We start from the raw sequence: 21,641 nt of genomic DNA, 5'->3' as shown, positions 1-21,641 counted from the left end.
GCCGTCGCTGCTGGGCACGATCGCGCTCTCTCCCGGGCTGGGCCGTTGGTCGGCTGTCGGCCGGATGCTCACCGCGAGCGAGATCACGAGCGCGACGACGCCGACGACGAAGATCGACGCCATCGCGCTGCCGACGAGCAGGAACGGCTTGCGATCGTCGTTGGCCGCGGCGGACAGGTTGGTACTCGACGCGAAGTCGGCGGCGTAAGCGCCGTCACCACCGGCGGGCGCGAGTTGTGTCTCCGCGCCGGCGAGCCCGGCGTACACCGAACCCGCGGTTGTGCCGTCGGGGTCCTGGGAATAGGCCAGCCCGACGGTCGAGGCCTCCAACGCGGGGGCGGCGGCCGCGGCCAAGGCCGCACCGCGTGCCAGCGCCATCTGCGGCTCGTCGGGGGCGTGCACCGGCAGGCTGACCAGATGCTCGAGGTGGCTCTTCACCGAGCTCACGTCGACGCCGGATCCGACGACGAACATGCCCTGCGGTGAGTTGTCCTGGGCGTCGACGGCGGCAGCCATGTCAGCGAGCACAGCCATCGCGTCCTGGCTGTGCAGGCTGCTACTGAGGACCTTGACCACTGACCCGTCGTCGGTCCGGACCACCGACAGCGTCGCGGCGTCCCGGTCGATGAAGAGCAGTGCGGTGGTGTCGTAGCCCACCGCCCGCCCGACGGCCTGAGCGAGTGAGGCCGCGGCGTGACCGTCGGAGACGAGCATGACGTCGTCTATATCGCGGGCAGCGAGCGCATCGCGCAGATGCGCGGCCTCGGCGTGATCGCTCCATGTGACGCCGATGGCCTTCAGGTCATGCCCACCCGCTTCGGCGCTCTCCTTGGTGCCGAGGACGGCGTCCACAACTTGGGCGGCGGCGCCCGATGTTGCTGAGCCATCAGTCCCACTGACGTCGAAGACGTCGTGGTCGACGGTGGCCCCGTCGGCCATCTCGCCTTCAACCAGCACCATGCGGACCGTCGCAGGTGTCATCGATACACCCAGAACGATGTCCACTGCCCCTCCAACAACGTTTGCTACCAAGCCTGGTCCGCCGATCGGCATCTCGCCACGCACAAGTCGGCGACTAGTAGTTCATCGCCGTGAGCAGCACAGGCGTTACGCGCCCACCGACATTTGCTGGGGTCGATGCTGCCGACGTTGGTATCTCGACCCTACTCGTGTCAACGGCCGTCCGCGCCGATCGGTTCAACTCTCTTCGACTCTGCGCTCAGGGTGGAATCCGCGTCGGGCGCACCCTCGGCGCAGGATCAACTGGACTTGATGAAGTTCTGGTAGGACCGCGACGGGGTCGGGCCACGCTGCCCTTGGTACTTCGAGCCGACCCGGGCGCTGCCGTACGGGTGCTCGGCGGGGCTGGTCAGGCGCAGCAGGCACAACTGACCGATCTTCATCCCCGGCCACAGGGTGATCGGCAGATTCGCGACGTTCGACAATTCGAGGGTGATGTGCCCGGAGAATCCCGGGTCGATGAACCCCGCGGTGGAGTGCGTCAGCAAGCCCAGACGGCCCAGGGAGGATTTGCCCTCCAGCCGGCCCGCGAGGTCGTCGGGCAGGGTGCACAGTTCCAGCGTCGAACCGAGTACGAACTCGCCGGGGTGCAGCACGAAGGGCTCCCCCGGCTCGGCTTGGACGAGGGTGGTCAGCTCGTCTTGCTGTTTGGCCGGGTCAATGTGTGTGTATCGCGTGTTGTTGAACACGCGAAACAGGTTGTCGAGGCGGACGTCGATGCTGGACGGTTGAATCAGGGAGTCGTCGAACGGATCGAGGCCCAGGCGCTCGGCAGCGATCTCGGCGCGAATGTCGCGGTCGGAGAGCAGCACCCGACGAGCCTAGCGGCTTGGATGTTAGCCTTCGTGCTCAAACAGGCCGGTGTAGTTCAATGGCAGAACATCAGCTTCCCAAGCTGAATACGCGGGTTCGATTCCCGTCATCGGCTCCACATCTAACAGCGGTTTCGCCCGAATGTCCTAGGCGCGAGCGGCGCGCGGTCCCGTAACGGTCCCGTACATGGGCGCCGTCAGCGCGGGCATTTCCAGAGTAGACAACTCGTTCGCCTCGGTTACCGCCCCATGTCCTATCCCGCCGATAGGGTGTCCATCGGAGAACACACCCGGCGCAGGCTGCGTTTGCGCCGGGCGCGGAGGAGGAGGGGCCGATGAGTGTTGAGTCGACGAAGCGGCGCAGTCTAGGAGATGCCAAGACCGCCAAGCTCGATGAGTTCTACACGCAGCTCTCTGACATCGAGAAAGAGATGAAGTACTACCGGAAGCACTTCGAGGGCAAGGTCGTCTACTGCAATTGTGACGACCCCCGGGTCAGCAATTTTTTTCACTACTTCTCGTACAACTTTGAGAAGCTCGGCCTTAAGAAGCTTATTGCTGCCTGCTACAAAAGCACTGAGCGAGACCTGTTCAGCCGCTACGACTCGGAGCAAGCGATTTACTTGGAGTACGAGGGCGATAAAGACGGCAATAAAGTTCCCGACCCCGACGAGATCGGCATTAAGCCGCTGAAAGACGATGGCGACTTTCGAAGTGCCGAGACCATCGAGCTCCTCAAACGGGCAGATATTGTGGTGACTAACCCGCCGTTCTCGCTATTTCGCGAATATATGGCGCAGTTGATCGAGTACAACAAGCGTTTCATAATCATTGGCAATATGAACGCTGTCACGTATAAAGAAATTTGGCCGCTGATCCAGCAGAACAAGGTATGGCTGGGTGTAACTCGGGCAGGCACCGGCCAGATGTGGTTCCAGGTCAAAGACGACTTCCCGGTGAAGACCGGTCAGCGCGTTGACGAAAAAGGCATTCGCTACCAAACCGTCGGAAATTCAGCTTGGTTCACCAATCTCGACATCTCTAAGCGCCACGAAGACATGATCCTCTACAAAACGTACAACGCTCAGGACTACCCGCGTTATGACAATTATGACGCCATTGAGGTAAGCCAGACAGTCGATATTCCTATGGACTACGACGGCGTTATGGGTGTGCCGATTACGTTTTTGGGCAAGCACAACCCCGATCAGTTCGAGATCGTGGGTATTGCCAAGGCTCCCCTAGGGAGTCCTAGCAAGGTGTACCCCCAGCAAATACAGGTCAGCTCTGCGGGAGTCAGGAGCCCCGTCACCAAGTTGAACGACGGCCCGGCGCTCAAGGTTGACAGTCCTCCCATTGGCAAGACCTACTACGAGGTTGGCGGCGAAATATACCTACAGACTTACGCCCGCGTCCTTATCAGGAATAAGCAACTATGAAGATCGAGCTCAAAGAAATCACCGTCCGCGATCTCGTTGAAGGCTACGAGGACAACGATGAGCTGGGCGTACGGGCCTACGACGGCAAGCTGGACGTGCGCCCGCCCTACCAGCGCGAGTTCGTCTATAAGGACAAGCAGCGCGACGCAGTGATCGAGACCCTGCGCCGCGACTTCCCTCTCAACGTTATGTATTGGGCTGTGCGGGATGACGGCACGTTCGAGGTTATCGACGGCCAGCAGCGCACGATCTCAATCTGCCAGTACGTCGAGGGCGACTTTTCGATCCCGATCGACGGGCATCAGCTCGCCTTTCACAACCTCCAGGACGACCAGAAGAATCAGATTCTCGACTACGACCTCATGGTCTACCTCTGCGAGGGCACTGACTCCGAGAAGCTGGACTGGTTCAAGACAATCAACATCGCTGGCGAGAAGCTCACCGACCAGGAGCTGCGCAATGCGGTCTACCACGGCCCATGGGTGTCCGCTGCAAAGAAGTACTTCAGCAAAAACGGCTGCCCCGCATACGGAATCGGCAGCGACTACATGACCGGCTCTCCGATCCGTCAGGACTATCTCGAGACCGCGATCGAATGGATCAACGGCGGCAAGGTCGACGAGTACATGCGCGACCACCAGCACGACACCAACGCCAACGAGCTATGGCTGTATTTCAAGGGGGTCATCGACTGGGTTGAGACCACCTTCCCGAAGAAGCGCGCGCAGATGAAGACGGTCAAGTGGGGTCCGCTCTACAACCAATACAAGAACGCGAGTCTCGACCCGGCCAAGCTAGAGGCACGGATCGCAGCCCTTATGGCCGACGTGGACGTCAAGAACAAGCGCGGGATCTATGAGTTCCTTCTCGGCGGCGAAGCGGACACCAAACTGCTTGAGGTGCGCGTCTTTGACGAGAAGACAAAACTCGCCGCGTATGGTCAGCAGACCTCGGCGGCCGAAGAGGCGGGAACGTCGAACTGCCCGCTGTGCGCAATCGCGGGTAATAACAACGCAACTCGCATCTACGAGTTGAGTGAAATGGACGCGGACCATGTGACTGCTTGGTCGAAGGGTGGCGCCACAGACCTCTCCAACTGCGAGATGCTCTGTATCCCACACAATCGCTCAAAGGGGAACAAGTAAACGCCGCTCACGCGCGCTAGCCGTGTAGCGGTATCACCTTGCCGTAGTCGGGCTTCTGCACCGGGGCGGACAACGCGCCGAGCGCGGCCATGTTGCCCGTGTGGTCGTCTGTATTGATCAGGTGCGCGTAGACCGTCAGCGTCGTCTTGACATCCCGGTGCCCCATAAGCTCCGCGATGTCGATGGGCCGAATACCCGCCGCGAGACAGAGGCTCGCGTACGTGTGGCGCAGCGAGTGGAACGACTGGTCGGGGTCGAGCTTCGCGGTTGGCGTAAGCCTATTGGCCCGCAACACAGCCGGACGGTAGACGGCCTTGTAGAACGTCGCGTGGCGTAGCGGCGTGGTCCAGTCGAGCACCAACCGCTTCTCGGCATCCTCTACCGTGAGTTCGGCCAGGGCGTCCGCTTGTCGTCGCGCGCGGGCTTTCGCGGTGGCTTTTGGTGGTATGTCTTCGACGCCCGTAGCCGCCTCTCCCGGTGCGGGGGCCGTCGCGGGTACGCCGGTAGGCCGGGGACGCGTCAACGTCGTACCGGGGAACAGCGGGGCTGACGGCTCGTCCGAGCGCGAGTGCTCCGTGAGGTAATCGCGAAGCAACTCGGTCGTCTCGGCGGTCAGCGGCACTCGGCGGTAGCTCTGCTTGGTCTTGAGCGGGCCGTATTCGATGGCCGCACCCTTCGCCCGCGCAGCTTGCTCGACGCGCAGCACGCCGGGCTTAGCCGGGGCGTTCGGGTTAAGTGGCGGGTCCGGCAGATCGACGTTCGCGATGGTGAGCCCGCCCAGTTCCGCCGCCCGCAGACCCGCCCAAGCGGCAACGTGCACCAGGACGTTGTAGGGCCAGGGCGTCGCCTCAACAAGCGCGGAAACCTGTGCAGGTGTAAGGAACTGCGTCCGGTCCACAACTACGCCGACCTGAGCGCCGTTGGTACCGGTCTCGGTGGGGAGCTTGATGTACTCGGCGGGGCTTTTGGCCAGCCGGCCATCGACTACCGCCTGCTCCAAGACCATGCGGACGGTCCAGAACGCGTGCCGAACAGTCGACGGCTTTTTGCCTGCCTCGGTGAGCCGGTTTACCCAGGCCTGGATGTACTCGCGGGTGATCTTGTTGAGTGGGTAGTCGCCGAACACCGCATCAATGCCGAGCGTCTTGCCGTCGCCGCGCCGGGTTGCGGCCGGGGCGAGCGCGTAGCGGTGGTTCTCGGCGTTGTTGCGGGTGTCGGCCTTGCGGGACTCCAACCAGATCGCCGCCGCGTCCCGAAACAGCATCTTGCCCTTGCCGGGGTCGAAGTCCATGCCTGTCAGCGTCTCGGCGTCGGCCTTCGCCGCGAACGCCTTGGCGTCCTTGCGCGTACGGAACCCACCCTTACTCCGCTCGGTGCCGTCTGCGGCGTACCACCGCACGACGTACGTTGTTGTGCCGCTGGCGCGTACGCGCTTCTGGATACCTGCCATTGGTCCTCGCTCCTTGCTAACTCTTCGTGGAAAATTCGTGCACGCTACGCGGGGAGGGCAGTCCTCCCCAGAACACCCCTACCCCTGTTTCCGATCGGGGGCCTCATGAGGCCGCCACGAATTCGTCTGTCGCAGTCGCACTCTGATAGATGCGGCGAACGGTGGACGGCTGCCACGTTGGCCGGCCAGCAGGAGACAGGATCGCCTCGGCCTCCAAGGCGCGGGCGATACGGCCGAAGGTCAGGCCCGCGTTGCGGTCGAGCACGATCCGCCGCACGACACCCGCCGTCGCGAGCCGTGGCCGACCGATCCGCTCACCGCGTGCCTTCTTGGCGGCGAGCCCCGCCTTAGTGCGCTCGCTGATGAGCTCACGCTCGTACTCGGCGAAGTTGACGACCGTCCGCGCCATCATGCGGCCAGCAGCGGTCGACAGGTCCAAGTTGATGTCGAGCACGACCAGCGACCAGCCTTGCGCCTGTGCCGCGTCAATAATGTTGGCGGCATGGACGATTGATCGTGCGAGCCGGTCCAGCTTCGCCACAATCAGCCCGTCGCCTTGGCCCGAGGCGAGCAGCTGCAGCGCTTCCTGCAGGTTGGCGTTGATGTACTTGCCGCTCGCGCCCTCGTCTGCGAGGTGCTCCACCGTCCAGCCCCGCCGCGCGGCCTCGGCGTCGATGGCCGACCGCTGCGCTTCGAGGCCGTTCCGGCTGCCCGCTTGCTCGTCGGTGCTCACGCGCGAGTAGCCGAAGTACAGCTTCGATTCCATGTCGTCTCCGTCGGGTTGGGGCGTAACCGTTCGGTTCCGCCTTACGCCTCGATTCTACGCCAACAGCAAACTTAGATTCTGCTCTGGCCTCGCCTTTTAATGCTGATAGCCACGCTCTTGCCGTACGGTCTCCGCAGCCTCTTCCAAGGTCATCAGCCCGGTATCGCGCGGCATATCGTCGCCGCCGTCGTTCCCCTCGCTGGGGTACCGCATCTCGCTCTCGGGCGGCTCCGGGGCGCGGGCGGGGCCGGTCTCGTCGGCGGGCTCGACTACCTCGACATCGAGCGGGTCGGCGAGGGCGGGGGCGTCGATGATGGGACGGCCTTGTAGTGCTCGGTGCTCGGCGCGGGATATGCTGGCAACACCGCTGATGTCGCCGAGTAGCTGCTCATACGGCTTAAGCTCCACGGAGACTTCGGTTTTGGCGCCAAGGCCCGCGCGGTCGAGTGCGTCGCGAATGGCGTTAAGCTTCACCGCTTCTGACTCCGCACCGGTCGCCATCCCGAGCAGTTCGCGCGCCATCCGGTCGGCCGCAAGCTCCAAGCGCTCCTTGGCCTTTCGCCGAACCTGCGGGGCCGCGCCGCCGTGCGTTCGGCAGACGGTCATACCCCGGTTTGCAGGCTTAAGGCAGCGCTCGCCATTCCTTCGTATTGCTACGCAACGGTTTTGATCGTTACGGTCGAGCCACCAATCGTCCGAGTACACCTCTTCGCTAGGCACGTCTTGGCCTCCAATCTCGTTGTTTTACAGAGTGTTTCAGAGTTGTTGCTCCGCAACGGTTTTGTGTTTTCGATGGTTTTCGAGGCAGTTCCGGGTGTGTGAGGCTGCCTAATCCGTCGATTTCCTTCCTCCATAGGTCGTGACCTCCTAGGGTTGCCGCGTGGTGGCCACGCTCGCTTGTCGGGTCGAAAGCCGGGGCGCGACCGCGCCGAGTTCTCTTTTGTAGATTCGACCCCGCCGTCGTCCTCGCGACCGCGCCGTCCTCGCCTCCGCGCCCTATAGGGCTCGGCGCGGTCGGCGCGGTCGTCGCGTAGTCGCTTCCCTCCGCGCCGTCCGCGCGGTTCGGCGCGGTCGTCGGCGCGGTCGGCGCGGTCACTTCTGACCGCCTTCTTGCTCGGCCTCGATTTGGACTTTCCAGTTGTCGACGTCCCTATCCGCCGCCTCGGCGTGCTCATCGCTCAGCGGATCATCAAGCTGCCGATAGGGTTTGACGATCTTGTAGATCAAGCTGTCGCGCGGGCCGTCCTCGCTATTGGCGAATCCCTCGGCCTCCAACACCTTGATGGCGTCGCGCCAAAGGTTCCGGTGTTGGGTCTTGCCCTGTTCCTTGCGTTCGGCGCACATCGCATCGACCGTCTTTGTGTTCGTGCGCTTAGCGGGGTCGTCGGTCTCCTCCCAATACCGGCTGACCTGCTCCATGAACCAGGTCGGCCGGAATGCGGACTTGCTCGGCTTCCCGTCATCCGTATCCGTCGATGCGCCGCCGTGCGAGGGCCGCTCCAGCGACCACACCGTCATCTCGGCGTCGGTCGAGTCCAGCAGCAGGTCCGCGACGTGCTGGGTGCGGTCGGACTTCCGCCACCGACCACCGAGGCCGCGAACGCGCCCTGGCCTGTCCTTGCCGACGCGGACGCTCGCGCGGCCCGCCTGCCCAACGGCAAACGGCTGCTCCATCTCCACGACGTACGCCGCGCCGCTCAGCCCGGCGATCTTGTGCTGGCTGCCGAGCGCGAACCGCCCCCGAGTCTGGGAGTCCTTGGCGACATGATCCACGCAAGCCACCGCCGCGCCTGTGCGGTGCGCGACTGCCTTCGGTAGCTCGCGATGCCATCGCGCTACGTCGTCAGCGTCCATCCCCGATAGGCCGAACAGAGCCATCGAGTCCGTGACGCCGTCAACCACCGCGAGGCTGTAGGTGCCATTGAGTAACGCATCGAACGCCCGTCTTTCGCGTTCTGTCGTCGGCGGTGCTTCGGGGTGGACGTACACAAACAGGGCCGGGTTCTCGACCACGTCCGCGGACACGCCCAACCGCACCAGCCGCTCCGCAACCGCCCCGGCCTCATCCTCGAAGTCCAGGTACAACACCGGCTCACCGATCAGCAGGCACTCCGCCGTCGCACACTGAACGAGCCACGACTTACCCGACTCAGTCTCACCGTGGACCGAATGGATTCGACCGCGATAGAACAAGCACGCGCCGTCCGACCGCTTCAGAATCGTTGGTAGCAGAACGGATCGGCTATCGCGTGCGGCACGCACATCCACTGGGGCCCACGACGGGCTCCCGTCGCTGCTGTCGCTCGGCGCGTTCACAATGGTTGGCGCCCAGCTGTCGATACCGTCCAGCGCCGCGCGACAGCTCTCCGCGTCAGTGAACTTGTGCGCCCGCGCCGCAAGCTCCTCACGCGTGCCGTCCGCGTCGGCTGCGGCAACCGCGTCCCGCAACATGCGGTCGAACTCGTCAGGATCACCACCCCGGTACTGACCACCTATCGCGTCAGTCCACCGCTCCCGTAGGGCATCCACCGCATCCGTCGCGGAGAACCGACCCGCCTTGGCCTCCCGCATCGCCCAGCACAGCGCATCCCACATGCTGGAGTGCCGATTACTTGGTGTCGGGTCGAATGACTTGCAGATCGGTGCTAGGGCGTGCGGCGAGTCGTTGTCGGTGTGCGTGCCGAGGAACGCCTTAACCCGCGCCGCTAGCTCGCCAGCGTCGACGGGTTCCACACGGTTCACGTCAGGCGCGTTCAACGCTTGCGCGATCTCAGCGGGGAGGAACGACAACGCGCCGCCCGGCGCAGTCGCATAGTGCCCGCCGTCGCGGGGGTGCTGGGTGGGTCCGAGGACGACGGCCCCGCCGTAGCACTTCACCTCACCCCAGCGCTCGCCCTTCGGCGGCTTGAGGCGGCCAAGGCCGCAGCCGAACACCTTGCCTGGTCGTAAGCGATAGAAGTAGTGGCCGCGCTTGCTGTCGGAGTCGGTTGTGGTGCGTCGGAACACTGCCGGCTGAAGCAACGCCCATAGCCAGTCCGGGACCTTCTCGGGCACATCAACGTCTATGACGACCAGTCCGCACCCGCCGACGTGTGACGCGATCCCCGCATCGGGCCATCGCTCCCACCACTCGCGCACCTTCTCAAGGTCGTCGGTCGCCCTGGCCGGCCAACCCTGCCCCAGGTAGCTGCCGGGGTTCTTCGTTCCGGGTTTAATCGGCACGATGTGAATGCCCGCCTTCGCATACATCAGCGCGGCATCCGCGTTAGTCAGATCAGTTACATCCGGTAGCTCAGACGCGCTGTTGCCGCTGGCCTGATCGTTTTCGTTGTCGCGTAGCCAGTTTCGGCGTCGCGGGTCGTTCGGTAGACTCATCGTCGCGTCCTACGGGTCGCGGGTCGTTCACGTTCCTCGGCATGCACGTCCCTTTCCTCGGGTGGATTATTCTGTTGTCCGGTCGGCCTATTCGGTTGACCGGGCAACAGGCCTTCCTGCCCTCATCGGGGCGCACCCTCAGCCAACCGATACGTGCTTGCCTGCCGTCGAGACTCCACCCAGCGCCGCAAATCGGCCACGCTGAAATAGTTCCCGTTGCCGAATCGACTCGGCTCAAGCTCACGCCGCAGGACGGCATACTTGATCGTGCGACGAGTGACGGGGTATCCCCACTCACGAAGCTTCTGAAATGCCGCCTCCTGGTTGAGGTTCGCGACATCGTCAGGGTTCGGATCCACGTTGATGCTCCTTCAAACACAAAAAACCTTGCCTACGCCGAAGGTTCTCCTTCGACGCACGCCAGGTGTCATGGGTGTTCAGCGCAATCCCGCCGGCCAACGGCTCCAAGCTCCCGCCGGTCGTTTCTGTTAATTCAGTTATCGGGCCGCTCTCTCGCGAAAGCCGTTACCTAGAGCTTACCCGAACCGCCGCCGAATCGCCGACGTAAGTCGAGCGAGAACTGTTGCGCTAAAACGTGTTTCATCTTCCTCATACCACCAGTACAGCCCGGTGCTCGCGTCGAATCCTGCGTACTCAAAGTCACCGGCTCGAACGGCGGCCAACCACTCACTTTCTGAGCCGCTCAACATCTCCCCCGCCTGGGTCGTCCAGGTGTATGTACCGCCATCGTCGTCAGCGCCCATTGTTTCCTCCTCGGTGCGTTATAGGGCAATCCGAGGGGACCAAAAAGGGCACCCCGGAAGGTTTGGATCGTTCGCACTGTGCGTGCTTAGTTCCGAACTACTTCCAGAGCGCCCGAGGGGTGGCTCCAGCGGCCTTGTGCCATCCGCCAAGAAGCATCTACGCGATTTACTGGCAGCGATCGTATCCAAGGAACCGCACCCCGTCCAGCCCGTAGACGGATGCCGCGCCGTACTCATCCGATCCCCCGCCGAACGGCCCGCATCGCCTCTCGGTCGCGATGAGCGGCCCGCGCGCCGCCGTCTACGGCGTCGGCGGGACCGGCGAGCCGGGGTCGATCCGCGCGGCCGGTGGGAGGTGTACCTGCGCGCCGATGACGTTCGATCGAAACCGAACCTCGGCGGTCTCCCGCGCCCAGGTGTCGCAAGCGCGACAGATGCTGAAGACGACGATGAACGGCCCGTGCTCGTGCGGCAGATACACGGCTCGCCCACTACACCCGTCAGTTGAAAGTTGCACATCGCAGCCGCGCTGCCCGACCGCGTTCGGTAGAGGTACGCGAGTGGTGATCATGTACGAAAAGCGCTCCATGGCGTCCTCGTACACGTAGAGGTTCGGGATGCATGGGTAGTAAAGGAACGTGTCGCTATCCGCTGCAGCCTCGATGCGGTCGCCGAACCGTTGCCTCATGTCCCGCATCGTGTAGTTGGCGAGTTCCCACATGGCGGGACTCCAGGACGGGTCGAAAAGCCAAGCCGTGTCGTCTGTCTCGCGGGTTACCAGGGCGCGGGTGCACTCGACCACCTGTATCGCGTTCACAATGGGGTTGTTCGGGTCGGGCGGTAGGTCCATGCCGTACTTCGCGATCAGTTCAGAATCGTTGGTGCTCATGCTGTTCGATTGCCTTTCGTGTTCTTGTAGCGAGCCGCCCCGGCCGTACGGGTAGGCCGGGTGACGATGAAGCGCCAAAGTTCCTCGGTCGAGTACATTCGCCGTCCCGCGACGATGCGACAGGACAGTTCGCGGCGGTCAGTCACCGTCTTTATCCATCGCTCGGTGACTGGGACGCCGATGCCCGCGTACCACGCGATGGCGTCAGCGATCGTCTTGTCCGGGACCGGGGACACGACCAGGTGCGCTGGCGGGTCAGGCACATGTACGGGTGCTTCAACTCTCGCCATTAGAGTTTCACCTTTCGTCGGTAAGTTCGATTCTATCGTCCGACGCCGAACCTACGCCGACTTAAGAGGACCGCATTCGTACCAATAGCGCTGCGCTGAAACGCTATTCGAGCGCGCGCGCTCGTCTCGGCGCTACCCTCGGTCGAAACGGCTACCCGACGAACGGAATACGAAATGTCAAATACTCTGGAACGACTGCAAATCTGGGGCGGCGAGGGTCACCGTAAGGGCGTCAGCGTCGCGGGCGACGTGCTCGTTAACGAAACGAGCGACGGCACGAACCTGAACGCAATTTGGAACGAGATCCAAGCGGCGCTGGGCGTCTACAACGAGCACCGCTCCACGATCGTGCGGCTGCTCTCCTATCCGACAACGGCCGTCGCTGACGTCATCCCGCAGAGCGTCGAGGGTGAAAGCTTCGAAATTGCAACTGAAATGGGCATTCCGACCGCCCTGCGCGAGCCCGCCGATTACCTGCGCCTCGGCTACAACTTTCAGGACTACGACAAGCGACTGTCGGCCACATGGAAGTTCCTCCGCAGCGCCACCGCCGAGCAGGTCGAGGCGCAAGTCACCCGCATCTTCGAGGCCGACAACCGTCTGGTCACGGGCACGATCCTGCGCCGACTGCTCGACCCCGCGCCTCGGTTCAACGAATGGCAGCACACCTGCTACGGGCTCTGGTCGGGCGACTCGATGGTCCCGCCCGCACACCTTGGAAAGTCGTTCGACGGCAACCATACTCACTACCTGACGTCCGGTTCAACGCACATCGACTCCGCCGACATCGAGGACATGATTCGCCACGTCACCGAGCACGGCTACGGTCGTTTCGGTAACCAGGGCGGACAGTTGATCATCCTCGCCCACCCGAACGAGATTGAGGACATGACGTTCTGGCGGGCTGGTGTCGAGTACGCCGCCGGGAAGGTGCCCAAGTTCGACTTCGTGCCGTCGCAAGCCGCCCCGGCGTACTTCACCACTGAGCACCTCGTCGGCGCGGTCGCACCGAGCGAGTTCGAAGGGCTCCAAGTGCTCGGCAGCTACGGCGATGCCTGGCTCATCGAATCGCACTACGTGCCGTTCGGGTACGTCATCGTGGCGGCAACCGGTGGACTCGACTCCGACCGCAACCCGGTCGGCTTCCGCGAGCACGTCAATCCGGCGTATCAGGGGCTGCGCCATATTCCGGGTCGTGGCCCATACCCGCTGACGGACAGCTTCTACGCGCGTGGGTTCGGCGTCGGCGTTCGACACCGAGGCGCAGCCGTCGTCATGCAGGTGACGACGAACGGCTCATACACCGCGCCGACCATCCAGACGTAGGGGCCGGACGTGTTCGAGCGCTACAGCCTCTCGCGCGACCCTGAGAAGGACTACCGCGACAAGTCAGAGTTCGGCCTGGGACCGGGGCTGGTGCGACCCGGCAAGGAGAGCGCGCCGATTCGCAAGGGCGGCGTATATCGGGGCAAGTGCCCACCGGTCGAACTCACCCGCAGCGACGACCTCAGCGCCCTGGTCCGAGAAACCCGATGGTGTCGGGACGACCCGCCACGCGGCTACCCCGGCGAGCGCGTCGGCTGAGACCGCGCCCCCCAGATCGGCCCGGTCACGGGGCGGAGTTATTGCCTTTCGACGCCCCGTGACCGGCTGTCCTACTCAGTCCGCCTGGCTGCTGCGCGCCTCGCGGAGTATCGCCGCCACCTCTGGCGTAATCCAGTAGACGACGGGCTCCCCTTCCACGGGATAGGCCCACTTCCACAACAGCTCTCGGTTCTCCTTCTTGCAATACTTCCCGGGCCACGCCAGGACTCCAGCCACGCCACTGTGACCATTGGGGATATTCAGCATCCCGGCAAGCTCTTCGCCGTTGAACTGGCGGTCCGGTTCGTCCATCAGCGTGGAGAACAAGGCCTTCGCCGGATCGCTAAATTTGTCCCACAACTTGGCAGCCAGCGCAGCGTCTCTATCCGCTGACCATGGCAGACGACCATTGGCGTCCTCGCCAGCATGGGAAACCGGCTGCGGAATAGCAAAGAGCTGATCGCCGCGCGACGACACCGCCGCATTGGGCGGAGCGCTCAGCCACGCGGCATGCATCGCGTAGAACTCCACCAGCCGCTCTTCGGGAACCTTCACCGTGACGTCCATCATTTTTGCCCTCCCGCTCGTATAAGACCCTGGTGGCCTCGTTGGAAAGCAGTATGCAACCTTCAGAGGGGTTCTGTCAAGGGTAAATACTGTTTTTACCCTTTGAACGGTATGTCAGTGCTGTTCAAGAGGCTTTTACCCATTGGGACCGGCTGCCACTTTTACGCTTGGTGAGGGTCTATTTGGGCTCAAGCGATGTGAAGTATTCAGCCTCGACTTTGACGTCCTCCACGACACGCTCGGTCGTCGTGACTCCGATGGCGTTCTCCTTCAACAGATCGCACAACCGGTCACCGTCGATTAAGTCGATGGGCGGCGCACCGTCTCGCTTGGCTTCCGCGCGAGCGTCGTTTGTGAATGTCCCGGTCGTGATCAGCAGACCCTTCTCGCCACGACCGGCCATCGCTCCCCGAAAGTCCCGAACGGCTGAGCTGCCAACGCTGCCCTTGTACCGCTTGCATTGGAAGAACACCGGGAAGCTCAGCAACGAGATCTGGTAAACGCCAAGGCCGTCGATGCCCCCATCACCGGTTCGCCCGGTGACCACCGCACTACTGAATCCCGACTCCCGGAGGAGACGTTGCGCTAGGCGTTCGAATGCAGCGGGGGACATCTTGAGCAATGTCTCTAACAGCGCGTCCTTCCAGTCGGCCTCGGCTTCTGCCTCGACCTGGTCCAGTTCGCTGCCTACGCTCTGGTTACCCCCAGCCTTCTTCTTGCTTCCCTTCTTCTTTGAGATATTCACGAACTGCTGGTGAAGCGGGACGATGTCATCCAGCATCGCAGCCTGCCCGGCCTCGGTCACCGTCCAGACCCCGCGCTTGCTGTTGGTGAGCAGACCCATCCCCTTGAGGTAGGTCCGCGCCCAGCCAAGGCGGTATTGAATTTCGGTGAGCGGGCCGTCGCCGTGCAACACATCTTGCTGGTCCGCCGAGAACCGCTCGCGGTCGATCACCGCAGCGTCCAACTCTGCGATCGACGCTGAACCTCCCAACTCAATCGCGGCCTGGAGCGTGGGCCAGAGCATGTCGGTATACGGAGGAACGGTTGGGGTCACGGCTACCAGCATTTCAAAGTGCAGTGATGGTTCTTGCGTCAACGCGCGGTCCCGTTTCCGTCCCGTAGACACAGCCGAACCGACAACGAACGAAGGCCGTCCCGACGCCGTCCGTCAGCCGTACCGAAAGGGTGCTTGAGCACCGCAAACACCTTTGGCGCTAGGCCGCCGACCAGCGGCTATCGCTCAGACGTTCGGGCCTAGAAAAGGCTTCCCAAGCTGAGAACGCGGGTTCGATTCCCGTCACCGGCTCCACGAAATCGCATCAGCGCATATCCGCGGCGGCCCGACGCCCATAGAGAAGTGACTGCCCGGCAATCGCCCGGTGTTCCGGTTGTTGGTTGAAAGCCGGTACCCCGGGTACTAGAAGTTCTGGCCAGATGCGCGCCGCCAGCGAACGCCGAGGGAGTCGCCACACCAATGGACAGCTACTCCACCGCGCCACCGTGCGCTGACAGCCCGCCGCACGCCGAGATCCGCCCCGGCGATCACCCGATCTCACCGGACGACGACCCGTTCTACCGAGCGCCGGAGGGCTACGAGCACGCTGAACCCGGCACGGTGTTGCGCTCGCGTGACGTGGAGATCGGGTTTCTGGGTGTCATCAGTCAGCGAGTCCACGCCACTCAGTTGCTGTACCGCACAACTAATCTGCACGAAGAGCCGGAAGTCGCCGTAACCACCGTCCTCGTCCCGACGCAGCGCGAGTCAAATGCCGCTGGCCCGGTGCTGTCTTATCAGTGCGCGATCGATGCGGTGGCCTCGCGCTGCTTCCCCTCGTTCGCCATGCGGCGCGGTGCGCGACCGATCGGTGGCTTCGTCCAAGCCGAGTACCTGTTGGTGACCGCCGCACTGGCCGAAGGCTGGGCGGTATGCGTACCCGATCACGAAGGCTGCCACGGCATGTGGGGCTCTCCCGTCGAGCCCGGCTACCGGATTCTGGACGGGTTGCGCGCGGCGATGCGATGCGAGCGCGTGAACTTGTCGCCCTCAGCGCCGGTAGGTCTGTGGGGATACTCCGGGGGAGGCTTGGCGTCGGCGTGGGCGGCCGAATTGTGTGAGCGATATGCGCCGGAGCTCAAGGTCGTTGGGGCCGTTCTGGGTTCACCCGTCGGGGATCCGGGAAGCGTGGCACGCCGCCTCAACGGCAGCTTCTTCGCCGGCCTAGCCGCGCTGATGATCTCCGCATTGACACAGGTCTTCCCTGGCGCGCAGAACGTGGTGGACGAGCATGCGACTGACCAGGGCAAGGCGCTGCTCGATGAGTTGCAGACGATGACCACGGCCCAGGCGGTATGGAAGTTCCGCAATGTCGATATCGGGTCCTATGTCGACATGACCGCCGACGAGCTGTGGGACCTACCCGAAGTGCGCCACATCTTCGACGAGACCAAGCTCGGCAAGTCCAGGCCCAAGCCTCCCGTGCTGGTCATACAGGCGGTGCACGACGAAATCATCAGCGTTGACGATGTCGACGCCCTGGTGGCCGAGTATGAACGCCTTGGTGCAGCGGTCACCTACCACCGCGACCGGTTCTGCGGGCATCTGCTCCTGCATCCACTGTCGGCCCCCATGACGCTGAGGTGGCTGCGCGATCGCTTCACGAACCGGCCGGTCAACGAGCACCGAGCGCGCACGGTGTGGCCCACGATGTTCAACCCGTCGACCTACTTGGGCATGGTCAAGTTGGGCGTCATCACGGCGAAGGTCGTGCTCGGACTGCCTATTGAACGTCAACCGCTGTCGACGACAGATGCGCGGTGACACTCCGCAGCGATTCGAGCGATATGCAGGCCCTGACGGCCGTTTCGGCATTTGACCTATACGTTCTCCCCAACCAACAAAACGAGGGAGACCCATGCCAACCAAGAGTGCTCGACGACGTGCGACGTGCTTGATCGCCATCGGTACTGCCAGCGCGCTCACGCTCGCCGGCTGCACTTCCGCCGTCGCCCAACCGGGCGCGCCGAGCACGGCCGAGTCGCTGCGCATCGTGCTGGGTTCACAACCACAGGCGTCACAAATCCCGCTGGTCTACGGCGTTGACCGCTACGGGCCCGACTTCGGTTTGCCCCTCAGTGTCGAGCAGAACGTCATCCAATACGACACCCACACCGACGCGGTACAGACCCTGCGCGACGGCCGAGCTCAGGTTCTGGCGACGTCGGTCTCTGCGATCTTGGATGCGCGCGAGCACGGCGAGGACGTCAAGGTGTTCTGCCCCTACGTCAGCATGGATGACTTCGTCCTCGCCGGCGCCAACGGTGTGCACAACGCCAGCCAACTGTTCGAGCCGTCGACCCGAGTGGGAATCGACAGCCCCGGTGGCTCTGGAGCCATCGTGCTCAACGCGCTGTTGAGCGGCGTCGGCGAGCACCGCGACGTCCACGAGATTCCGAATCCGCAGATCCTCGAAAGCTCGAGCGCCCGATTGGATGCGTGGGCCGCGGGCGAACTGGATGCGACCGTGATTCACGACACGCAGTACGACGGTGCGAAGGCGATGGTGAACCAACCGGTGCTGATCGCCACCCTCTACGACAACGCCCCCGGCTTCATCAAGGTAGCCCAGGCCGCCCGCGGGGATTGGCTCGCACAGAACCGGGAACTTGCCGCCAACTACTGTGCCACCACGTTGCGCGCGATGAAGACACTGAAGAGCGACTTCGCGGTGTTCCAAAGCGGAGTCAACGAATACGTCGAAGCACCCCCCTCCGAAGAATCGCTGAGGGAGTTGTTCGCGCTCATCCAGCAGCACCCGTTCTGGACCGACGAGGGCGGGCTCACCGATGAGAGCGTGAGGTTCATGATCGACATCGCGAGAGAATCTGACGTCCTCACCCAGCCCATGAACGCCGCCGACGTCGTCGACCGTCAGACGCTGAACCGGGCCGTCGAACTCGCCAACATGCCAACGGGATAGTCGCAGCCGCCGAAGTCGTCCACTCCTCGTTACGCAACAGCCGACCAATTGACGTCTCGGCTGGTTAAATTGGCCCGTGGAAGCGTTCGCCGCGAGAGAGCCGGGTCAGCAGCAGAGTGGATGACACGGTCAGAGACGCCGGCGACGCCACGCAAAGGCCAGGCGCGGACACCGGCGACGAAGCCCCTGCACGCAGGCGCGTGGAGCGCGACGAAAAACCCACAAGACACTTCGGCCGCTACGGGTTGCTGTCGCTGTTGGGCGCAGGTGGCATGGGCCAGGTGTGGCGGGCACGCGACTCGCAGACCAATCGGGTGGTCGCGCTGAAGGTATTGCCCGAGCACTCCGCCAACGACCAGGAGACACGCGAGCGGTTCCGGCGGGAGTGCGAGGCGGTGGCACAGCTGACCGAGCCGCACGTCATCCCGATCCACGACTTCGGCGATGTCGACGGTCGGCTCTTTCTCAACATGCGACTGGTGGACGGCACGGACCTACGCACGCTGATCAAACAAGAAGGCGCACTACCGCCGACACGTGCGGTCGCGATCATCGCTCAAGTTGCCGGCGCACTTCAGGCTGCCCACGACGTGGGCCTGGTGCATCGCGATGTCAAACCCTCCAACATCCTGGTGTGCACCAACGATTTCGCCTATCTGATCGACTTCGGCATCGCTCACGCCTCAGGAGACGCCACGCTGACCAAGGCTGGTGAAACCATCGGCACCGCAGCCTACATGGCACCGGAGGCCATCGGCGCCGCTGTGAAAACCCATTCGCGAGTGGATGTTTACGCGCTCGCGTGTGTGCTGTACGAATGCCTCACCGGCGAGCCGCCTTTCGCCAGCGATATGGGCGTACAAGGAATGATCGCCCATCACCTCCACACTCCGCCGCCGCAGCCCAGTGCCAGCGACGCTGGCGTTCCGGCGGCTTTCGATGCGGTCATCGCCAAGGGGATGGCCAAGAATCCCGATGACCGCTACCCGACCGTCCAGGATCTGGCCCTGGCCGCCCGGGCGGCGTTGGGCGATAGCGACGCCGTTGCCAAGGCATCGGATAAGCCACAGAAACGACTGTCACGCAAGGCTATCGGCATCATGACAGCGGCCGCGATCGCAGTGGCGGCGGTTGTCGTGGCGGGAGTCGTCATCATCGGACGACAGTCCTCAGACGGTGGCAGCGCTTCACCCATACCGGTCGGCCAAGGGTTCTCAGCGCAAACTCCGTTGCCTTTCACAGGGATTCATGTCTCCGCAGGAATCGCGGTCGAAGCCGATGGAACCACCTACGTCACCGGCGTCGGCATTGATCGGGTGATGCGGCTGGAGCCCGGTGCGGCGACCGCGACTGAGCTGCCAATCAAGGGTCTGAAGAATCCGCGAGATATCGCGGTCGATGCCAAGGGCGATGTTTACGTCACAGACTCGGGTAACGACCGGGTGATGTGGCTTCCTGTCGGCGCACCCGCGGCGATCCAGCTGCCGTTCAGCGGCCTCAACGATCCCCGCGGCATCACCGTCAAGCCGAACGGCGACGTCTATGTCGTCGACCGTGGCAACAATCGGGTGCTGTTTCTGGCGACGGGCGCAGCGACTCCCACCCCCGTACCGTTCAGCGGTCTCAACGACCCCCGCGGCGTGGCCGTCGGACCGGCAGGCGGTGTCGTCGTCACCGACACCGGTAACAACCGGGTGTTGAAGTTGGAAGCGGGCGCGACGCAGGCCACTCCCTTACCGTTCGCCGGAGTGAACGAGCCCCACGGTGTGGCGATCGACTCAGAAGGCGGCGTCTACGTCACCGACCGCGGTAACGCCGGGATCGTCGAACTTCGACCTGGCACCAGGGCCGCGATTCCGCTGCCCTTCGTGGGGCTGAACGACCCTCAGGGAGTTGCGGTCGACGCGGCGGGCAATGTCTATGTCACCGATGTGGGCTCCGACCCCGTGGTCAAACTCTCGGTCGGTTGATGACAAGGGGGCCCATGGTTGCGTCCGGCCTCGATTTCGGTGTGCTGGGCCCGCTGCGTGTCAGCGTGAACCGCCAGCCGGTGCCGTTGGGAACGCCGAAGCAGTGCGCTGTGCTGGCACTGCTGCTGATCAACCGCAACCGCCCCGTGCCGCGGGATTCGATCATCGCGGCGATCTGGGACGAAGACATGCCGGAAGCCGACGCGATCCACAACCTGCACGTCTACGTGGCGAACCTGCGCAAAGTCCTCGGCTCAGGCGGCGCCGACGCGAAGGCCGTCTTGGCCAGTGCCCGACCGGGTTATCAGCTCAACGTGCCCGACGCGGCCTGCGATCTGGGGCGGTTCAACACGGAGAAGGCGGCCGGGGCGCAGGCGGCGGCGGCGGGCCGGTTCGGGCTGGCTACCGACCGGCTGTCAGCCGCGTTGGCGCAGTGGCGCGGCTCGGTTCTCGACGACCTACGGGAGTTTCGCTTCGTCGAGCCGTTCGCCGCAGCACTCGTCGAGGACAAGGTGGCGACGCATGTCTTGCGCGCGGAAGCCGAAATCGCCTGCGGGCGTGCGGATTCAGTGATCAGCGGGCTCGAGGATCTCGTCAGCGAGCATCCCTTTCGAGAACCGCTGTGGGCACAGTTGATCACGGCCTACTATCTGGCCGAGCGCCAGACCGATGCCTTGGACGCGTACCGCCGTGTCAGATCGACACTGTCGGAGGAACTGGGCATCGATCCAGGACCGTCGTTGCGCACGCTGCACGAGCGGATCCTGCGCCAGGAGCCGTTGGACGTTCAGCGGATCGCGCAGAGCGACGCCTCCGATGTCGTCACCATGCTCGAGAGCCATCTGTCGACCACCATGACGGCGGCGGCCAGATCCAATCGGGCGCAGCTCCGCGATGTCGCGGGCCGCTGTTATCCGCTGGAAACCGTGGTGACCGGCATCGGGCGCCGAGCCGACAACACCGTCGTCATCGACGACCCGAAAGTCAGCCGGTATCACGCGACGATCATCGACACCGGCGCGAGCTTCGTGATCAACGACCTGCGGTCCGGCAACGGCGTGGTGGTCGGGCACGAGAGGGTTCGCGGCAGCACCGCACTCGGCGACGGCGACGTCATCGACATCGCAGGACACCAGTTCACCTTCGAGATCGCACCCGAGGATTCGCCCGCTCATTAACCGCTGAGCAGCTCAGATGCGGCATTGAGGTTCCATTGAGGGCTGCGTTCGATTCTTTTCTCAACGCCACACCAGATGGCCCCGAGAAAAGGAACTCAGATGATCAAGAACCGCATCGCCGCCACCGCCGCCCTCGTCGTCTTCGGACTGGCAGCCCTGGCCGGCATCCTCGCCGCAAGCGCCAACGCCGACACCGCCTCCAACACCACCGGCACACAGATGACAGGCACCGCCCAGCAGTCGGTCGCCAACGCCCGCCAGGCACTCGACGAGCAGCTCGACGCCGCACGCGACGGCAACGGCGTCGGCGTCCCCCAGCCCGGCAGCGCCCAAAGCGAACAGCACATCGCCTTCCCCAAGACCCCCCACGGCGCCTACACCGGCAAGCCCGCCCACAACAACGGCGCCGACC

General features: G+C 63.7%; 18 protein-coding genes, 1 tRNA gene and 1 pseudogene. 10 read left to right on the top strand and 10 right to left on the bottom strand.

The features are described from left to right. Positions 1 to 1,005, bottom strand: a pseudogene (locus tag A5790_RS00780) (hypothetical protein); the annotation flags it as partial. A gap of 254 nt (positions 1,006 to 1,259) precedes the next feature. Beyond that, positions 1,260 to 1,832: a dCTP deaminase gene (gene dcd / locus A5790_RS00775; RefSeq protein ID WP_066840637.1), complete on the bottom strand. Its 573-nt coding sequence runs from the start codon at positions 1,830 to 1,832 to the stop codon at positions 1,260 to 1,262. A 45-nt stretch (positions 1,833 to 1,877) separates the two neighbouring features. Between dcd and A5790_RS00770 the strand changes: the two genes are divergently transcribed. The 3 genes from A5790_RS00770 (at position 1,878) to A5790_RS00760 (ending at position 4,416) form a co-directional block, all read left to right on the top strand. Continuing rightward, positions 1,878 to 1,951, top strand: a tRNA-Gly gene (locus tag A5790_RS00770). Positions 1,952 to 2,167: 216 nt separating this feature from the next. Then, positions 2,168 to 3,271, top strand: coding sequence for an adenine-specific methyltransferase EcoRI family protein (locus tag A5790_RS00765; RefSeq protein ID WP_066840635.1), 1,104 nt, complete (start codon positions 2,168 to 2,170; stop codon positions 3,269 to 3,271). Beyond that, positions 3,268 to 4,416, top strand: a complete 1,149-nt coding sequence (locus A5790_RS00760) for a DUF262 domain-containing protein (RefSeq protein ID WP_066840633.1) — start codon at positions 3,268 to 3,270, stop codon at positions 4,414 to 4,416. Before A5790_RS00765 ends, A5790_RS00760 begins: the two co-directional genes overlap by 4 nt. A gap of 16 nt (positions 4,417 to 4,432) precedes the next feature. On the opposite strand, the gene A5790_RS00755 is transcribed toward A5790_RS00760, so the two are convergent. The 6 genes from A5790_RS00755 to A5790_RS00730 all read right to left on the bottom strand — a co-directional run bounded on the left by A5790_RS00755 (position 4,433) and on the right by A5790_RS00730 (position 11,660). Further along, a complete protein-coding gene (locus A5790_RS00755; RefSeq protein ID WP_066840631.1) occupies positions 4,433 to 5,866 on the bottom strand; it encodes a site-specific integrase in 1,434 nt (477 codons plus the stop codon). Between the two features lie 103 nt (positions 5,867 to 5,969). Beyond that, a complete protein-coding gene (locus A5790_RS00750; protein ID WP_066840629.1) occupies positions 5,970 to 6,632 on the bottom strand; it encodes a recombinase family protein in 663 nt (220 codons plus the stop codon). Positions 6,633 to 6,728: 96 nt separating this feature from the next. After that, complete coding sequence (locus A5790_RS00745; protein ID WP_156656265.1) at positions 6,729 to 7,175, bottom strand: hypothetical protein; 447 nt, start codon at positions 7,173 to 7,175, stop codon at positions 6,729 to 6,731. Positions 7,176 to 7,724: 549 nt separating this feature from the next. Then, positions 7,725 to 10,007 carry a bifunctional DNA primase/polymerase gene (locus A5790_RS00740; protein ID WP_066840625.1) on the bottom strand — a complete coding sequence of 761 codons (2,283 nt, stop codon included), beginning with the start codon at positions 10,005 to 10,007 and terminating at the stop codon, positions 7,725 to 7,727. Positions 10,008 to 10,129: 122 nt separating this feature from the next. Then, a complete protein-coding gene (locus A5790_RS00735) occupies positions 10,130 to 10,366 on the bottom strand; it encodes a DNA-binding protein (protein WP_066840623.1) in 237 nt (78 codons plus the stop codon). Positions 10,367 to 11,072: 706 nt separating this feature from the next. Beyond that, the gene (locus A5790_RS00730) at positions 11,073 to 11,660 is read right to left on the bottom strand and encodes a hypothetical protein (protein WP_066840621.1); all 588 of its coding nucleotides are present in this window, start codon (positions 11,658 to 11,660) and stop codon (positions 11,073 to 11,075) included. A 464-nt stretch (positions 11,661 to 12,124) separates the two neighbouring features. Between A5790_RS00730 and A5790_RS00720 the strand changes: the two genes are divergently transcribed. Together A5790_RS00720 and A5790_RS00715 are read left to right on the top strand one after the other, a co-directional pair. Continuing rightward, on the top strand, positions 12,125 to 13,276 hold the full coding sequence (locus A5790_RS00720) for a hypothetical protein (protein WP_066840618.1): 1,152 nt from the start codon (positions 12,125 to 12,127) through the stop codon (positions 13,274 to 13,276). Positions 13,277 to 13,285: 9 nt separating this feature from the next. Next, the gene (locus tag A5790_RS00715) at positions 13,286 to 13,534 is read left to right on the top strand and encodes a hypothetical protein (RefSeq protein ID WP_066840616.1); all 249 of its coding nucleotides are present in this window, start codon (positions 13,286 to 13,288) and stop codon (positions 13,532 to 13,534) included. A gap of 75 nt (positions 13,535 to 13,609) precedes the next feature. Here the strand turns inward: A5790_RS00715 and A5790_RS00710 are convergent, their stop codons facing one another. Beyond that, on the bottom strand, positions 13,610 to 14,104 hold the full coding sequence (locus A5790_RS00710; RefSeq protein WP_066840614.1) for a DUF6416 domain-containing protein: 495 nt from the start codon (positions 14,102 to 14,104) through the stop codon (positions 13,610 to 13,612). Positions 14,105 to 14,279: 175 nt separating this feature from the next. Continuing rightward, a complete protein-coding gene (locus A5790_RS00705) occupies positions 14,280 to 15,170 on the bottom strand; it encodes a restriction endonuclease (protein WP_066840612.1) in 891 nt (296 codons plus the stop codon). A gap of 408 nt (positions 15,171 to 15,578) precedes the next feature. Here A5790_RS00705 and A5790_RS00700 point away from each other — a divergent pair, with 408 nt between their 5' ends. The 5 genes from A5790_RS00700 to A5790_RS00680 form a co-directional block, all read left to right on the top strand. Further along, positions 15,579 to 16,922 carry a lipase family protein gene (locus A5790_RS00700; protein WP_066840610.1) on the top strand — a complete coding sequence of 448 codons (1,344 nt, stop codon included), beginning with the start codon at positions 15,579 to 15,581 and terminating at the stop codon, positions 16,920 to 16,922. Between the two features lie 94 nt (positions 16,923 to 17,016). Then, positions 17,017 to 18,081 carry an ABC transporter substrate-binding protein gene (locus A5790_RS26075; RefSeq protein WP_231987562.1) on the top strand — a complete coding sequence of 355 codons (1,065 nt, stop codon included), beginning with the start codon at positions 17,017 to 17,019 and terminating at the stop codon, positions 18,079 to 18,081. A gap of 200 nt (positions 18,082 to 18,281) precedes the next feature. Continuing rightward, on the top strand, positions 18,282 to 20,051 hold the full coding sequence (locus A5790_RS00690; RefSeq protein WP_066840639.1) for a serine/threonine-protein kinase PknD: 1,770 nt from the start codon (positions 18,282 to 18,284) through the stop codon (positions 20,049 to 20,051). Positions 20,052 to 20,065: 14 nt separating this feature from the next. Further along, on the top strand, positions 20,066 to 21,229 hold the full coding sequence (locus A5790_RS00685; protein ID WP_197696684.1) for a BTAD domain-containing putative transcriptional regulator: 1,164 nt from the start codon (positions 20,066 to 20,068) through the stop codon (positions 21,227 to 21,229). Between the two features lie 99 nt (positions 21,230 to 21,328). After that, on the top strand, positions 21,329 to 21,641 hold a 313-nt coding region (locus A5790_RS00680), incomplete at its 3' end, for a hypothetical protein (protein WP_156656263.1).

It is taken from the genome of Mycobacterium sp. 852002-51152_SCH6134967 (assembly GCF_001667105.1).
Taxonomy (GTDB): Bacteria; Actinomycetota; Actinomycetes; order Mycobacteriales; family Mycobacteriaceae; genus Mycobacterium; species Mycobacterium neumannii_A.
The sequence above is the reverse complement of the archived record's forward strand: the minus strand, read 5'-3'. Positions and strand labels throughout refer to the sequence as shown.

What these genes read in the sequence shown, in the direction of transcription:
- A5790_RS00755 (WP_066840631.1), bottom strand. Translation starts at nt 5,866, where the DNA reads ATGGCAGGTATCCAGAAGCGCGTACGCGCCAGCGGCACAACAACGTAC.
- A5790_RS00760 (WP_066840633.1), top strand. Translation starts at nt 3,268, where the DNA reads ATGAAGATCGAGCTCAAAGAAATCACCGTCCGCGATCTCGTTGAAGGC.
- A5790_RS00720 (WP_066840618.1), top strand. Translation starts at nt 12,125, where the DNA reads ATGTCAAATACTCTGGAACGACTGCAAATCTGGGGCGGCGAGGGTCAC.
- A5790_RS00685 (WP_197696684.1), top strand. Translation starts at nt 20,066, where the DNA reads ATGGTTGCGTCCGGCCTCGATTTCGGTGTGCTGGGCCCGCTGCGTGTC.
- A5790_RS00700 (WP_066840610.1), top strand. Translation starts at nt 15,579, where the DNA reads ATGGACAGCTACTCCACCGCGCCACCGTGCGCTGACAGCCCGCCGCAC.
- A5790_RS00710 (WP_066840614.1), bottom strand. Translation starts at nt 14,104, where the DNA reads ATGATGGACGTCACGGTGAAGGTTCCCGAAGAGCGGCTGGTGGAGTTC.
- A5790_RS00750 (WP_066840629.1), bottom strand. Translation starts at nt 6,632, where the DNA reads ATGGAATCGAAGCTGTACTTCGGCTACTCGCGCGTGAGCACCGACGAG.
- A5790_RS00730 (WP_066840621.1), bottom strand. Translation starts at nt 11,660, where the DNA reads ATGAGCACCAACGATTCTGAACTGATCGCGAAGTACGGCATGGACCTA.
- A5790_RS26075 (WP_231987562.1), top strand. Translation starts at nt 17,017, where the DNA reads ATGCCAACCAAGAGTGCTCGACGACGTGCGACGTGCTTGATCGCCATC.
- A5790_RS00765 (WP_066840635.1), top strand. Translation starts at nt 2,168, where the DNA reads ATGAGTGTTGAGTCGACGAAGCGGCGCAGTCTAGGAGATGCCAAGACC.
- A5790_RS00740 (WP_066840625.1), bottom strand. Translation starts at nt 10,007, where the DNA reads ATGAGTCTACCGAACGACCCGCGACGCCGAAACTGGCTACGCGACAAC.
- A5790_RS00705 (WP_066840612.1), bottom strand. Translation starts at nt 15,170, where the DNA reads ATGCTGGTAGCCGTGACCCCAACCGTTCCTCCGTATACCGACATGCTC.